Annotated in this window: 15 protein-coding genes; 7 read left to right on the plus strand and 8 right to left on the minus strand. The window is 43.7% G+C overall.

Going from position 1 to position 14,489, the window contains the following annotated elements:
• The first annotated feature begins 9 nt into the window (after positions 1–9).
• The 7 genes from AAC033_RS00205 to AAC033_RS00235 all read left to right on the plus strand — a co-directional run bounded on the left by AAC033_RS00205 (position 10) and on the right by AAC033_RS00235 (position 4,325).
• Positions 10–627 carry a cytochrome c oxidase subunit 3 family protein gene (locus AAC033_RS00205; RefSeq protein WP_339734103.1) on the plus strand — a complete coding sequence of 206 codons (618 nt, stop codon included), beginning with the start codon at positions 10–12 and terminating at the stop codon, positions 625–627.
• Between the two features lie 10 nt (positions 628–637).
• Positions 638–922: a cytochrome C oxidase subunit IV family protein gene (locus AAC033_RS00210; protein WP_339734105.1), complete on the plus strand. Its 285-nt coding sequence runs from the start codon at positions 638–640 to the stop codon at positions 920–922.
• 6 nt (positions 923–928) lie between these two features.
• Positions 929–1,873: a cytochrome c oxidase subunit II gene (coxB, locus tag AAC033_RS00215; protein WP_339734107.1), complete on the plus strand. Its 945-nt coding sequence runs from the start codon at positions 929–931 to the stop codon at positions 1,871–1,873.
• Between the two features lies 1 nt (position 1,874).
• Positions 1,875–2,750 carry a protoheme IX farnesyltransferase gene (locus tag AAC033_RS00220; protein ID WP_339734109.1) on the plus strand — a complete coding sequence of 292 codons (876 nt, stop codon included), beginning with the start codon at positions 1,875–1,877 and terminating at the stop codon, positions 2,748–2,750.
• Positions 2,751–2,810: 60 nt separating this feature from the next.
• Positions 2,811–3,287, plus strand: a complete 477-nt coding sequence (locus tag AAC033_RS00225) for a DUF302 domain-containing protein (protein ID WP_339734111.1) — start codon at positions 2,811–2,813, stop codon at positions 3,285–3,287.
• 58 nt (positions 3,288–3,345) lie between these two features.
• On the plus strand, positions 3,346–3,669 hold the full coding sequence (locus AAC033_RS00230; protein WP_339734113.1) for a cation transporter: 324 nt from the start codon (positions 3,346–3,348) through the stop codon (positions 3,667–3,669).
• Between the two features lie 263 nt (positions 3,670–3,932).
• Positions 3,933–4,325: a carboxypeptidase-like regulatory domain-containing protein gene (locus AAC033_RS00235; protein ID WP_339734115.1), complete on the plus strand. Its 393-nt coding sequence runs from the start codon at positions 3,933–3,935 to the stop codon at positions 4,323–4,325.
• Positions 4,326–4,545: 220 nt separating this feature from the next.
• On the opposite strand, the gene AAC033_RS00240 is transcribed toward AAC033_RS00235, so the two are convergent.
• From AAC033_RS00240 to AAC033_RS00275, 8 genes are all read right to left on the minus strand, one after another.
• Entirely contained in the window at positions 4,546–5,019 is a 474-nt protein-coding gene (locus tag AAC033_RS00240) for an FKBP-type peptidyl-prolyl cis-trans isomerase (protein ID WP_339734117.1), read from the minus strand.
• Positions 5,020–5,078: 59 nt separating this feature from the next.
• A complete protein-coding gene (locus AAC033_RS00245) occupies positions 5,079–5,645 on the minus strand; it encodes a c-type cytochrome (RefSeq protein WP_339734119.1) in 567 nt (188 codons plus the stop codon).
• Between the two features lie 2 nt (positions 5,646–5,647).
• The gene (locus AAC033_RS00250) at positions 5,648–6,805 is read right to left on the minus strand and encodes a quinol:cytochrome C oxidoreductase (protein ID WP_339734121.1); all 1,158 of its coding nucleotides are present in this window, start codon (positions 6,803–6,805) and stop codon (positions 5,648–5,650) included.
• Positions 6,806–6,833: 28 nt separating this feature from the next.
• A complete protein-coding gene (locus AAC033_RS00255) occupies positions 6,834–7,352 on the minus strand; it encodes a DUF3341 domain-containing protein (protein WP_339734123.1) in 519 nt (172 codons plus the stop codon).
• Positions 7,345–8,715 (minus strand): NrfD/PsrC family molybdoenzyme membrane anchor subunit, encoded by a 1,371-nt coding sequence (gene nrfD / locus AAC033_RS00260; RefSeq protein WP_339734125.1) that lies wholly within the window; start codon positions 8,713–8,715, stop codon positions 7,345–7,347. Before nrfD ends, AAC033_RS00255 begins: the two co-directional genes overlap by 8 nt.
• 16 nt (positions 8,716–8,731) lie before the next feature.
• Positions 8,732–11,707, minus strand: coding sequence for a 4Fe-4S dicluster domain-containing protein (locus AAC033_RS00265; RefSeq protein WP_339734127.1), 2,976 nt, complete (start codon positions 11,705–11,707; stop codon positions 8,732–8,734).
• A gap of 21 nt (positions 11,708–11,728) precedes the next feature.
• A complete protein-coding gene (locus AAC033_RS00270; protein ID WP_339734129.1) occupies positions 11,729–13,042 on the minus strand; it encodes a cytochrome c3 family protein in 1,314 nt (437 codons plus the stop codon).
• Between the two features lie 327 nt (positions 13,043–13,369).
• Positions 13,370–14,482 carry an AI-2E family transporter gene (locus tag AAC033_RS00275; RefSeq protein WP_339734131.1) on the minus strand — a complete coding sequence of 371 codons (1,113 nt, stop codon included), beginning with the start codon at positions 14,480–14,482 and terminating at the stop codon, positions 13,370–13,372.
• Between the last annotated feature and the right edge of the window lie 7 nt (positions 14,483–14,489).

A 14,489-nucleotide genomic window follows, 5' to 3' on the forward strand; every position in this document is an offset into this window, starting at 1 on the left:
GCTATACCTATGTCACAAGTTATTCAACATGATGAGCACTATGACCCGGAAGGATCGAAAATCGGGATGTGGCTTTTCATTTTTACTGAATTGCTTCTATTTGGAGGGCTTTTCATTGTCTACTCGGTTTACAGGTACATGAATGCCGACGCATTTCACCTGGCAGCCGAAGAATTGAATACGACCGTTGGCGCATTGAATACGGTCATTCTGCTGGTTAGCAGCATGACCATTGCCATGTCGACAACAGCCCTTCAGAAAAAGCAAAAAGCAACCACCATTGTTTTGTTGGAAATCACCTTCATGTTGGCGCTAATATTTTTGGTGAACAAATACTTTGAGTGGGGTGTAAAATTTGATCATGGAATTTTCCCCGGATCAGAGTTTATGAAGGCGGAAATGAGTCAGGGAGAGGTGTTATTCTTTGGGTTATACTTTGTCATGACCGGCTTGCACGCCCTGCATATTATCGCCGGATTAGTGATCATGGGATTTGCCCTGGCACGAATAAAAAAGGGTACCGTTCATGCCGACAGGCCATCCTTGTTGGAAAATGCCGGGTTATACTGGCACCTGGTTGACTTAATCTGGATCTTCCTGTTCCCATTGTTTTACTTAATCACCTAACAACTAAATTATGGAAAATGAAAAACATCATATCGTTCCATACGGCTTATATGCTATTATTCTGCTGTTGCTGCTTACTTTGACGTTTCTGTCAATAGCCATTACCAACATCGAATTAGGAGCTTATACTGTTGCCGGAGCTTTATTGCTTGCCTCAGTAAAATCAGGTTTAGTGCTGGTTTATTTCATGCACCTTAAATTTGACAAAGCCTATATTCAGATTATGGTCGGACTGGTTTTTCTATTATTTATTGCTATCGTTCTTGTTACGTTTTTTGACTACTATTTCAGATAAGAAACTATGTATATTTTAGCATCAACACAAGCCTCTAATTTTGTTGCCGGAGTCGACCGGGCATTCATTTTTATTCTTGCTGTAAGCTTTTTCTTTTTGATCAGCCTCACAGCAGTCATGATTTATTTTATTTTCAAATACAATAGAAAGCGACATCCAAAGGCTGTACAAATAAAGGGAAGCAACTTGTTGGAATTGATCTGGACCATCATTCCCACCATCTTAGTGCTTATCATGTTTTATTACGGATGGGCTGGATGGAAACCCATGAAAACAGCTCCGGAAGATAGTTTCGAAATCACCGTCGTTGGACGCATGTGGAACTTTACTTTCGAATATGACAATGGTCGGCGAACTGATACCTTATTTGTGCCAAAAGACCAGCCTGTCAAGCTGAACCTTCGATCAATGGATGTCATCCACTCCGTATTTATTCCTGCATTCAGAGTGAAGGAAGACGTAGTGCCTGGCAGTGAGAAGTTTTTGTGGTTTACCCCTACAAACGAAGGCATCTACGAGCTTTTTTGCACCGAGTATTGTGGACTGCAGCACTCGTACATGTATAACTGGGTAAAAGTGATGCCCGAGGAAGAGTTCAATAAATGGTATACCGACACCACACAACAAGTAGCCAGCGCAGAGATTGATTCGCCGGCGGCAGCAGGTAAGCGAATTATGACCAACATCGGGTGTTTTGCCTGCCATTCAGTTGATGGATCAAAAATTATTGGTCCTTCATTTAAAGGAATCTACGGCCATGACGTAACCGTAAAATCGGGGGGAAGCGAACGCACCATTACTGTTGATGACGCATACATCAAACGGTCTATTTATGAGCCTGACGCTGATGTTGTTGACGGATTTAACCGCGGCCTGATGCAAAGCTACCAAGGACAGCTAAGTGATTCGGACATTGAACAGATTATTGAATACCTGAAAACACTTGAATAGCATGAGCCGTCAAACCATTGGCTCCTATCTTAAACTTATTCTTCAACTGGGCAAAGCGCGTATCTCTTTGCCCGTTGCTTTATCAGCCCTAACCGGTTTTGCCCTTCACACAGGAACGATTGGACTGGAAGGCGTCTATCTGGGCGTCGGCGTATTTTTAATCTCGTGTAGCTCCGGTACCATCAACCATTGGCAGGAACACCGAATTGACGCATTAATGCCCCGCACACAAAATAGACCAATCCCTTCGGGGAAAATTTCGCCTTTATTCGCCACATGGGTGGCCTTACTTTATTTTATATCTGGTGCAGTAATTCTAACAATTCATTTCCCCCCGGCGGCACTTATCGCAAGCACAGTCACGCTTCTTTCATACAACGGCTTTTACACCCCTCTAAAAAAATACACTGCATTTGCTGTGGTACCCGGCTCACTGGTCGGAGCTTTGCCACCCTACATTGGATGGTTGGCTACAGGGGGCGATTTGTTTAGCCCAGTCATTTTCTGGGTCGCTGTTTTCTTTTTTATCGGCCAAATTCCCCATTTTTGGTTGCTACTGTTAATGTTCGGCAAAGAATACAAATTGGTTGGTTACCCCAGCTTAACGGACATCTTTACCGACAACCAGATCAAACGTCTAAGCTATACCTGGATTCTATCGACCATTGCAGCCGCTTTAATCATCGCATTCAAAATCATGATCAGCAAAATCATCATCGTCATTCTATTGGCGTACATTTTCTATGTGCTAATCTCCACCAGCTTACAACTTCTTATAAAAAACAACCTTCAGGTACGAAGCACCTTCTTCAAAATCAACTTTTTATATCTCCTTATGATGATTGCAATAATCATCGATAGCATTCTTCTTCGTTGATGAACAAACAAAAAAATCAGATGTTATACCAATATATCTAGATTTTTAAATATATTAGCCATGCGAAAAAAATCAACGATGTTTCTAACCGGATTTATCACTGGAATTCTATTGACATTTTTGCTCCTTCTTGTTTTGGCTCCCAGAATAATCTTCACCAAAACGGAAAGCAAGTACAATTTTGCCCAAACGGTTGATCTAATTGAGCAATCGACTAAAGACAACGGCTGGAGCATGCCCCACCAATATGACCTGCAGGCAACCCTAAACAAGCACGGGTTTGCTGTAAAACCAGTCAGAGTTTTTTCAATCTGCAAACCCGAGCTGGCTGCTCGGATCTTGGGAAGCGACGAGGACCGGCACATTTCGGCCATGATGCCTTGTCGTGTGGCTGTCTATGAAAATGAGAACGGTAAAACATACATTGCCCGCATGAATGCCATTTTGCTCTCAAAGCTGCTTGGAAACAACGCAGAAGCAGTAATGAGAGATGCAGGTCAGGAAAGTGAAAGAATACTTGAACCGCTCTTAAAATAAGCCAATAAAAGGACAACGTCCTAATTAACAGTTAATTTAAAACAATAAAATAAACTATATGCTCAAACTAAAGAGGTACATCAAAACAAGTCTGCTGTTGGTCGTAATCAGTCTTTTTACCCTAGCCTGTGACCAAAAAAACGCTACAACGACACCGAAACAGCCTGTTGCTGACGTTGAGCTGGTTTATTCTGTTGAAGGCATGACATGCGATCACTGCGAAATGTCAATTCAAAAAGGGGTAAATGAACTCGAAGGGATTGCAGAAGTTGAAGCCAACCATGAAGACTCAACCACACGCATTGTCTACAATCCTTCGAAAACAAACCCTGAAAAAATTACTGCTGCGATAGAGAAAAGAGGCTATCACGTCGTGAAATAAGATGGACTCGAAATGTTAAAAAAATCACTTTTAATGCCCATTCAGCGTCCGGCAGAATTAAGCGTCTAAAAAGAAACAAAATTTAATCTTTTTAACATCATCGAAGCAACCCTTTGGCAAGTTATTTGTCAGTAATAATAGAAACACAGAAACAAGCCAGGAAACAAACTTTAAAATTTCATTTAACAATTTTGAATTCAACAAAACAACGGAAGTGAAAACATTAAAGTGAGTTCCATACGTACCTTTAAAAATAATAACGTATGAAAACACCACTTATCTTATTCAGTTTACTAATGATTTCTTGCCTGATACCTACAGCAGGCAGTGCACAAACCGCCAATGTTTACGGAAAGGTTATGGACAAAGCGACAAACAAGCCACTCTACGGGGTCAATGTTTGTCTTGAAGATGATCCACTTGGTATTGGCACCATCACCAATGAAAATGGCGAATTTCGGCTGTGGAATCTCCCGGGAGACACCATCCATGTTTTGATTCGATGTGACGGTTACCAAACCTATGTTTTGAAAATTAGCTCCTCGTCAAGTCCATCGCAGGATGTACAGGAAATTTACCTCGAGGCAGAAACAGACCAAGATGAGAAACAAACCAGTTTCAGGTGGTTTTCCACGAAGAAAGACAACCACAAATAGATCTTCATCTTAAGCATAATTGTAGTTCAATATTTCATTCTTGCAGCAGGCTGATGCCGTGTTGCAGATCAAATTTGCATCATTGCAGTTGCTTACTGCATAAATGAAATAGCGAGAAAATAAACTACCCTTGCCGGGTTCTCAATAGTTGTTGATTTTTTACACAAGAAAGCGTCCGCGATAAGAAATGACAAAGTGTGCCCGAACGAAAAAAAACAGCCTAATCGGGAATTTCCTCGGGAAGTGCTTCCCGTACGCCAATAATTTTTCCTGAAAAAATCAGGTCTTTCCCGGCCATAGGGTGATTGAAATCCATGATCACCCGATTTTCTCCTCTTCTGACTATTTTGCCATACAGTTGGTTTCCCTTGTCATCTCCCATCGGAAAGACGTTTCCAACCTGCACCACTTCGTCGTCAATGCGACCATCTTCTTCAGCAAAAGTGGTCAGCGGCAAATCAACGATTGCCTTTGGATCAATAGGGCCGTATGCCTCGTGCTGCGAAGCATGGAAATGAAACGATTCTCCGGCTGATAATCCTTGCAGAGAGTGCTCGAACACCTCCAGAAGCAGTTGATTTCCGAACAGAAACTCCTGCATTTCCTCACCCGAAACCTGCTGTAGAATTTTCCCGTCCGACGCATCTGCGACAGAATACTGAACTGTAGCAACGGTATTTTTTTTTATTTTCATTTTGCTTACCACTTCAGAAATGTTTTTCGAGACTTGCCCATTTCATGTAAAAAAAAACACTATTCTGTCGCCAGTGAACGCACATAATGCACAATCTTCCAGCGGTTTTCGGGGCTGATCTGTCCTCCGTGAGGTCCCATCAACCCTGAAAAAGAACCGACAGTTATGACATGAAATATTTCACCATCCGGCTTACCTTTTAAATAATCATCAATCAATGATCGAGGTTTGGCCGGAAACATCCGACTCGTAAATAAATGCCCATTACCATCGCCAATGTCTCCGTGACAGCTGATACAGAATATTTCGTATTGACGTTTTCCCTCGTCCAATACTTCAGGGGTTGCCTCTACCGGATTGACCAGCTCCTGCCCCGCTCTTACCTGTTCATCCATCGACCGTCCTTCGTAAGGATAGGGCTTAAACCCGCGGGGAATGGTCCCCTCCGCAGGCAAACGCATCGTATTCCCGTCTTCAAATACTGGATTTTCCGTATAAGTTTTATAGGCCGGAGAATAAGCCATATCGGGGAAAAAAGTATGTCCTGGCCGGTTTTTATCGCGTGTACATGCCGCCGACAGAACCACGACAAAAAGCAACAGGTATAGTTTAACAGATCTTCTCATAATCAGTATTGCGTATGGTATTCAAGACTTTCTTTATAAAATGGATGATTTTTGGGAATCAGCGGAGCTTTGGCAAGTGAACGGGAGACAACGAACAGGAACAGTCCGACAAATCCGATGGTAATTCCAACTTCCGGTATTCCAATTCCAGACTCTTCGCCACCCACAGCCCCGGGCATGATTAACTGGTACAGATCGAGCCAATGGCCAATAAACACAATCAACGAAACAGGCAACAGGATTAAAGAGCCACGTTTTGAGTTCCGGGTCATCAAGGCAAAAAACGGAACCACAAAGTTCAGAATCAAATTGACGTAGAAAATCGTACTGAAGTTTTTATGTCGTTCGTAAAAATAAACGGTTTCTTCAGGAATGTTGGCATACCAAATCAACATGTACTGCGAGAACCATAAGTAGGCCCAAAAGATGCTAAAGCCAAACAGGTATTTCCCAAGATCGTGAATATGCTCGTTGTTCACATGTCCCATATAACCCATTCGCCTCAACACGATCAACAGGATGATCAATACCGCCGTGCCACTAGCGAGCATGCTCGAAAAGACATACCAGCCATAAAGGGTACTAAACCAATGCGCATCAATCGACATGAGCCAGTCCCACGACGAAGTGACACTGGTAATGGCAAGCGTAACGACGAAAACGGCTGAAAAAATCCGAAACTTTCGGTAGTATTTCAAATCGCCTGATTGATCGAGCAACAGCGAATATTTACGAATAAAATGAGCCAAAATAATCCAAATGGCAAAGTACACAGCAAATCGTACATAAAAGAAAGGTGCATTCAGATAGGCCACTTTCTTAAGTAGAATTTCATCCAAATGGTCTTCATGCGTCCACTCATAAAGCAGATGTAATCCGCCAAATACAAATAGCAATAACATGAGAACGCCAGCTACCGGGATAAAGGCACCCATGGCCTCCCCGATCCGTTGAATACTGGTGTGCCAACCCGATTCGGCAATAGTATGAACGGCAACCAGAAACAGGCCAATTAAGCCAAGGGCCAGAAAATAGTAGGTATTCAGCAATAGGTTGGCTGCAATACGCTCGCCCCCTGTACCAATGAAAAAGCTGACCGCCAGCGAAAGGATACCAATTCCGATCATCCCGTAAATCAGGGTTGACAGTTTTTTGGTCATTATAAATTTTTGATTCTCCATGACAATGCTATGCTTTTAATGTTATTCCTTCAGCACCGGCTTCAGCAAGCGCCAATTCAATTTCCTTGATATTCTCCTCCGAACGGCTATCATCAACTTTCACAACCACCAAAAACCGATCGTCTGTTATGCGTTCATCATGAATAATGGTCTTGGCTCCCGGTCCCAGCTTGTTGCTCACAAAAAAGGCTATCACCATGGCAAAGGCTGAAAAGAGAACCGTCAGCTCAAATGCAACGGGCATGAACGAAGGCACAGCAAAAAATGGTTTTCCACCAATATTCAATGGGTAATCGACGGTGAAAACCCAGGCCTGAAACCCAAAACCAATAATGGCGCCGACCGCTCCACCAATAAAAGCGACACGTGTCAACCTGGAACGTCGAATATTTAAAGCCTTATCAACACCATGCACCGGAAAAGGAGTCAACACATCCATAATTTCCAAACCCTTGGCTTTCATTTGCCCAATTCCTTTGAGCAAATCCTCCTCATCCAAATAATATGCTGTTATATATCTACTCATGATCGGCTATTTTATGTTTTTCACCCGAAGATTTCAATACACCTTTTACTTCTGCCACTGCAATGACCGGGAATACCCGGATGAACAACAAAAACAAAGTAAAGAATAAGCCCAGTGTTCCCACATATAAACCTACCTCAACAAGGGTGGGGCTGTACATGGTCCAGCTCGACGGCAGAAAATCGCGGTGCAACGAAGTAACCACAATGACAAATCGTTCGAACCACATGCCAATATTCACAAAGATGGAAATGATGAATGTTAACAGCACACTTCTGCGAATCTTTCGAAACCAAAAAAGCTGCGGAGTGATTACATTACAGGTCATCATAATCCAGTAAGCCCAGGCATATGGGCCGAAAGCACGGTTGAAAAATGCGTAGGTTTCAAATTCAACTCCGGAATACCAAGCCATAAAAAACTCAGTCAGATAGGCTACCCCAACAATCGATCCGGTCAGGATGATAATCTTGTTCATCGATTCGATGTGATTCAGCGTAATGTACTCCTCCAGGTTTAACGCTTTACGTGTCACAATCATCAGGGTAAGGACCATCGCAAATCCGGAAAAAATTGCGCCCGATACAAAGTAAGGGGGGAAAATAGTGGTGTGCCAACCCGGGATGACCGATGTGGCAAAGTCGAAACTTACAATGGTGTGAACCGACAGCACCAAAGGAGCGGCTAACCCTGCCAAAATCAAACTGACTGTTTCGTGGCGCGACCAATGTCTTGCTGATCCGGTCCATCCAAAACTTAGAAACCCATAGATTGCTTTTCTGATTTTCGTCGTGGCCCGGTCGCGTACCGTTCCCAAGTCTGGGATCAATCCAACATACCAAAACACTAATGAAACAGCAAAGTAGGTTGAAATTGCAAAAACGTCCCACAACAGGGGGGAGTTGAAGTTAACCCAAAGCGCGCGGGTGTTTGGATACGGGAAAATGTAAAACCCCAACAAAAGGCGCCCCATGTGAATCAGCGGAAAGAATCCGGCACACATCACGGCAATCAAAGTCATGGCTTCGGCTGACCGGTTAATACTGGTACGCCACTTTTGTCGGAAAAGCAATAGGATTGCGGAGATAAACGTACCGGCATGACCAATACCAACCCACCAAACAAAGTTGGTAATTCCCCATCCCCAGCCGATGGTTTTGTTGAGCCCCCATTCTCCAATGCCATAAAACACGGTTCTGAAGGTGGCCCATGCACCAAACATGAGTGCAATGCCTGCCAGGGTAATTCCGGCATACCAGTATTTGGAAGGTTTGCCTGCCATGGGTGACAAAATATCATCGGTCACCTGTTTGTAGTTCTTATTTCCCCGAATTAACGGTTCTCTGAGCGGAGATGTGTACATTCCTAATTCGTTTTAGTTATATGGTTTTATTTTTCACCTTCGTTAGGTAGCCGACCGATGGCAGCGTGTGCAATTCTTCCAGCAAATGGTAATTACGTTCATCAGCAAAGAACTTCGAAATCCGGCTTTCTGTATTATTCAAGTCTCCAAAAACGATGGCATCAGCAGGGCAAGCTTGCGCACAGGCAGGCACCACTTCTCCATCCTGCAAGGTTCTGTTTTCATTCTTGGCAACCAATTTCTTCTCCTGAATACGCTGAACGCAGAACGAACACTTCTCAATCACCCCTTTGGCCCGAACGGTAACATCCGGATTCAACACCAAACGACGCAAATCAGTCGTCATCTCCGTCGGATCCTTTCTATTTCCTGGCATAGCATCGGCTCCTGTATAGTCGTAGAAGTTGAAGCGCCGTACTTTATAGGGACAGTTGTTGTTGCAGTAACGTGTTCCAATACAGCGGTTGTAGGCCATTTGGTTGATCCCTTCATTGCTGTGGGTTGTAGCTGCAACGGGGCAAACGTTTTCGCATGGTGCGTTGTCGCAGTGTTGACACATTACGGGCTGGCGAACCAATTCCGGATTCTCCGGATCGCCCTTATAGTATCGGTCAATTCGGATCCAGTGCATTTCACGCGCGTTAATCACCTGTTCTTTCCCAACCACCGGAACATTATTTTCGGCCGAGCAAGCGACTACACAGGCATTACATCCGGTACAGGAATTCAAATCGATTGCCATTCCCCAGTGAAACCCTTCAAACTTGCGTTGCGCATAGAGCGATTTCATGTGGGCCTTGATTGTTTCGCGCACTTCATTGCCTGAGGCCGGATTCACCAAATAATCTTCAAGTGTTGTTTCACGCACCAGGCTACGTCCTTCCATTGAATGGTGGGATTGTGTGCGCGCCAGTTGATAATCGCCAGCTACTTTTTCAATCGTCACCTGCTCCAAATGGTATTGTTTCGCGCCATTTTTCGTTTGAATCAGCGGAAAGGCATTTTGCCCAACCGTACCATCAGGAATACCCATATTGAGCCTTCCATAGCCCAAGGCTACTGAAATTGTTTTATATTCTTGTCCGGGCTGAACGATCACCGGAATTGGACCGAAGTCATTGATTTTAACCAGCTGTTCATCTTCTAGCTCCAACTCAGCAGCCAGTTTGGGTGAAACCGCAGCATAATTATCCCAACATACTTTGGTAACCGGATCAGGAAGCTCTTGCAACCAAGGGTTGTTAGCCTGTTTTCCAGAACCGACACTCACATTCGTATAAAATGCCAGCTCAAGAGAATCACCACCAGATGAAAGTTTGATTTGAGCCAATGCGGCTTCTGCAGCATCAGCACGATAGGCGAGCGATTCCTTTTCAGTTAGCCCCGATTCCAGAATGCCATCGTGTAACTTGCTGTTCCAAAAATCATCGAACGAACTTTCGCCGGAACCTGCGAACAAGTTCTCTTCCCAGTATTTTTGAATGTAAGTATGATAATCGACCGGATTACCTGCCCATTTCAGAAGGCTTTCCTGTGCTGCCCGGGTTTTGAAAATTGGGCGAATGGTTGGTTGCGCCAGCGAATAGCTGCCTGTTTTAGCTTCCGCATCGTTCCAAGCCTCCAGGTAGTGGTGATCCGGACAAACATAGTGGACATATTGAGAAGTCTCTTCCCCCAAAATGGGCATCGCGATTTTCAGCTTGACATTTTTCAAGGCGCTGACGAACTTATCAGCCTCAGGATAATCGAAAGCAGGATTGACATCGTAAAGAATCAATCCTTCAACTTGTCCGCTTTCCATCTCGCTAACCAGCCGATCCATGTCTTCATCCATGCCCTGGCGTAATTTAAGGTGAATGTCAGTACGGATGGTTGTTCCATAATTTCCCAACAATTCATTGATCGCGTTGACCAGCAATTGGTTTTCCACGTCATTGCTTCCGCTTACAATCAGCGACTTTCCCTTTCTTGAAGACAATTCGACCGCGATTTTCGCCACATCGACTGGTGTTGCCGGAACTGATGAACCTGCTTGTCCGTTTAATTTTTTAAGTTCCTGAAGTAGGTTTGCCAAAACCAATTTTTCCTGCGAAGGTCGTATTTGGTAGCGTTCATCAGCATTGGATCCAGTCAACGACATGCCTCCTTCAAAATGAATATGGTGCGACATCGAGCGTTCACCATCAACCAACTTCCTGTTTTTCACATATTGCTTGGTATACTCTACCGGCGAAAGCCAGGTTCCGAGAAAGTCGGCATCAAAACCAACAATCATTTCTGCCTGGCTAAAATCATAGGCCGGTACAAAAGCTTGTCCGAACGTTTTCTCGTTGGCTTTCAGAATACCGGAAGCCGAAAGCACATCGTACTGAATATGCTCCGAACCCGGATGAGCATCCAAAAATTCCTGAATCGCTGCTTTGGTTGAAGGACTAATGATCGTGGAGCTCAAAACAACCACTTTACCTTGTCGCTTTTTTACCTCATCCAGAAACAGCATGATCTTGTCATCCGCCTCGTCCCAGCTTATCTTTTTTCCTTCGTAGGTCGGATTCTTGTGTCTTTTGTTGTCGTAAAGGCCCAAAACCGAAGCCTGTGTCCGGGCATTGGTTCCACCCATTGTTACCGGGGACAAGGTGTTTCCTTCAATCTTAATGGGGCGCCCGTCACGCACTTTGACCAAAATGCTACAGTAATCAATCCCATCAAAATAGGTTGAAGCAAAATAGCTCGCTTCGCCCGGGATAATTTTTTCAGGTTGAATCAGGAAAGGGATGGCTTTTTGAATCGGTTGCTCACAACTGGCAGCAATAGCAGCCGAAGCTACGGTAAAACCAAATAGCTTCAAAAAATCACGCCGGGAGCTTCCTGCCGATTTCGATTCCTGTTTCATTTGAAGAATGGACTTCCTGTCACCAGCATCGGTTTCGCTTGATGCCAGACGAGCATCATAAATCAAATCATCCAAACTTTTATAATATTGTTCCTTCATTCCGAATGGGTTTGTTGTTTATTAATAATGACACTTCATACAGTCGGTTCCGCCAATCATATCAACCGTAACCTTATCGATTTCCCCTTTTTTGATTTGCTCATGAAGCGTTTCGTATGATTCATAAAAACTGTTTTCGACAAATTGGACTTCTTTCGTCCGGTGGCAATCAATACACCATCCCATACTCAGATCTTCCACCTGCCTAATGACATCCATTTCGGCCACATCACCATGGCACTCAATACAATCTAATTTTCCGGCATTCACGTGTTGGGCATGACTGAAAAAGACATGATCGGGCAAATCATGAATTCTCACCCATTCAATTGGAACTTCATTTTCACTGGCCTCAATAACTTTAGCAATCTCAAACTTTCCAGAACGGGTTCCTTCGCGAACAAGCGAGTGGCAGTTCAAACAAAGATCAGTAGGCGGAATTCCCGCCGACTTACTCTGCTCAACCGTGAAGTGGCAGTACATACAGTCGATTTGATTTTGTCCGGCGTGGACTTTATGTGAAAATTTGATAGGTTGTGTGGGTTCATAACCAGGTGAACGCCCAAGCCTTACTCCTTCTTCGTATATCATCTTAACCTGGTAGCCAAAAACACCCAGAAAAATTAATAACGGGATGGCCTTGTATTTTATTTTCCGGAAAAAAATCATTTCAAGTAACGCCCAGGTAATGATCAACCCCAACAAAATGAAGAAAAGCAAACGTGTGATTGTTGGCTTGACAGGAGCGGGCCCACGCATTGAAAGATCGTCCAGATAGGCTTTGACCGTTTTAAGGTCAGTATCTTCAAAATCATAGTCATTATGAACCTCAGCCATTTTACCTCCAGAGGGCTCCATCACGACAGCCTTAAATTCAGCAAAATCTTTTTCTAGGTATTTATTGGCAATATCCATTGCCGAGGGGTTCCAATTCAGCGTATCCGAAGGCATGATGTTGTGACATGAGGCACACGATTCCTGTTGGTTGTTGTGCGGCAGTAATCCTCTGAAAAAGCGCTCCCCGCGCTTAATATCGTTCCGGTAGTGACTAAATTTTTCGACTCCGGCAGGTTCGCTCTCGGCTGAGCCCGCACCAGTGGAAGCAGTATCTGCTTTCGCTGCCTGACTAGTCGTATCAGCCTGGGCCCCCTTTTCTGCAACACGAGTCGTATCATCCGATGCCGAATCAGCACCGGATGGCTGCCCGGCAAGTTGAGTCGTTGCAGTATCGTTCGGCGAGGGCTGCTCGATAGCTGCGTTGTTTGTTGAATCTTGTTCACTTTGTTGCGTTTGTGTTCCAGCAAAAGCCGTTGCTGAAAAAACAAAAAATGACATGGAGAGAGTTAACAGAAAAACTTTGGGTGAAAACCCGAATTTCCGTAAAACTGGGGACTTTAATTTCATTCTACAAGCTTTAGTAAGTTTTTTTTCAAACCTTAGGATTTTGCAACTCATGAGAATTAACAAATTTTGTACTTTAAGGTTTTGCAGCTCAAGTTAAAAAAATATCCCCACAAATCATTTAATAGCTGCCGGCATAACCGGCAATTGGTCTGCTTTTATTAAGTATCTGAACCTGAACATCGTTTCATGCGAGAGGAGTGCAAGTAAAATAGATCAAGATTATTAAGAATAATTATTCGATAGATAATTTCGATGTATCTAATCCAAATTCTCGGTGAGCTTCCGTACGATCTTCAGGTTATCGAGAAACTCTTTAGCAATGACACGAACAATTGTATAGGCAGGAATAGCCAGAATCATACCCAGAATACCTGCCACACTTCCGGCAGCCATAATAACCAGAAAAATTTCCAAAGGATGTGCTTTCACGCTGCTTGAATAAATTAAAGGCTGAAAGAGTATGTTATCAATCACCTGTACCACAACAAAAACCAGTAACATCAACCCAAGCAATGGTAAAGTATACCCCATGAAATCAGCATTCAGGTTAATGGCTACTCCGATTAAAAGACCGACGATAGCTCCCATCCATGGGCCGAGATAGGGTATAACATTAAACAAGCCGCAAAACAGGCCTATCACGACGGCGTGGCTGAAATCGATTCCAACAATCGCCAGTCCCAAGGTAACCAAAAGACCAACCATCGTAATTTCAAACAACAACCCGACGAAATATCGCCGCAATAAATTATAGATGGAACTTAAAATCCGACTCACTTTATCTTCATAATCTGAAGGGATCACCAATAAGATACTGTCACGAAACATATTTTCTTCCTTCAAAAAAAAGAACGTGATAAAAGATACAGCGAAGAAGGTGATAAACACTTCCCCCAAGGTTCCGGCTACAAAGCCAAACACATCGGTTAACTGCGAAAAATTGAGCCGATCTCCAAACTGTGTTTTCAGCAAGGCCATCAGGCGGGCATCATTTTCAGGGGCAGTATCTTCACCAAAAAACTCCGTCCAGCGCCGGATAGGATTTTCAAAAACTTCAACGACCGCATTAAAATCAATGGTTGAGAGCTGTTCGAACTCATTAATCAATAAAGGGATTAAAAAGCGAAATGAGCCAATGAAAAATACCCAAAAGATAAACAGCGTTAGAAAGGCTGAGACAGAATTGGAGATGGAAAAGCGCCCCAGATTTGCGCTGTGAAAAAAACGAACAACCGGACGGCCCACCAACGATAAAACAGCGGAAATTAAAACATAGGTTACAATAGCACTAAAGTACCATACCAGAAATAGGACGACAAGAAAACCTGCTACCAGCAAAATATTTCTGGTTCTTCCCTGAACTTTTATCATCGTAAAG

This window comes from uncultured Sunxiuqinia sp. (assembly GCF_963974515.1).
In the GTDB taxonomy this organism is placed as follows: domain Bacteria; phylum Bacteroidota; class Bacteroidia; order Bacteroidales; family Prolixibacteraceae; genus Sunxiuqinia.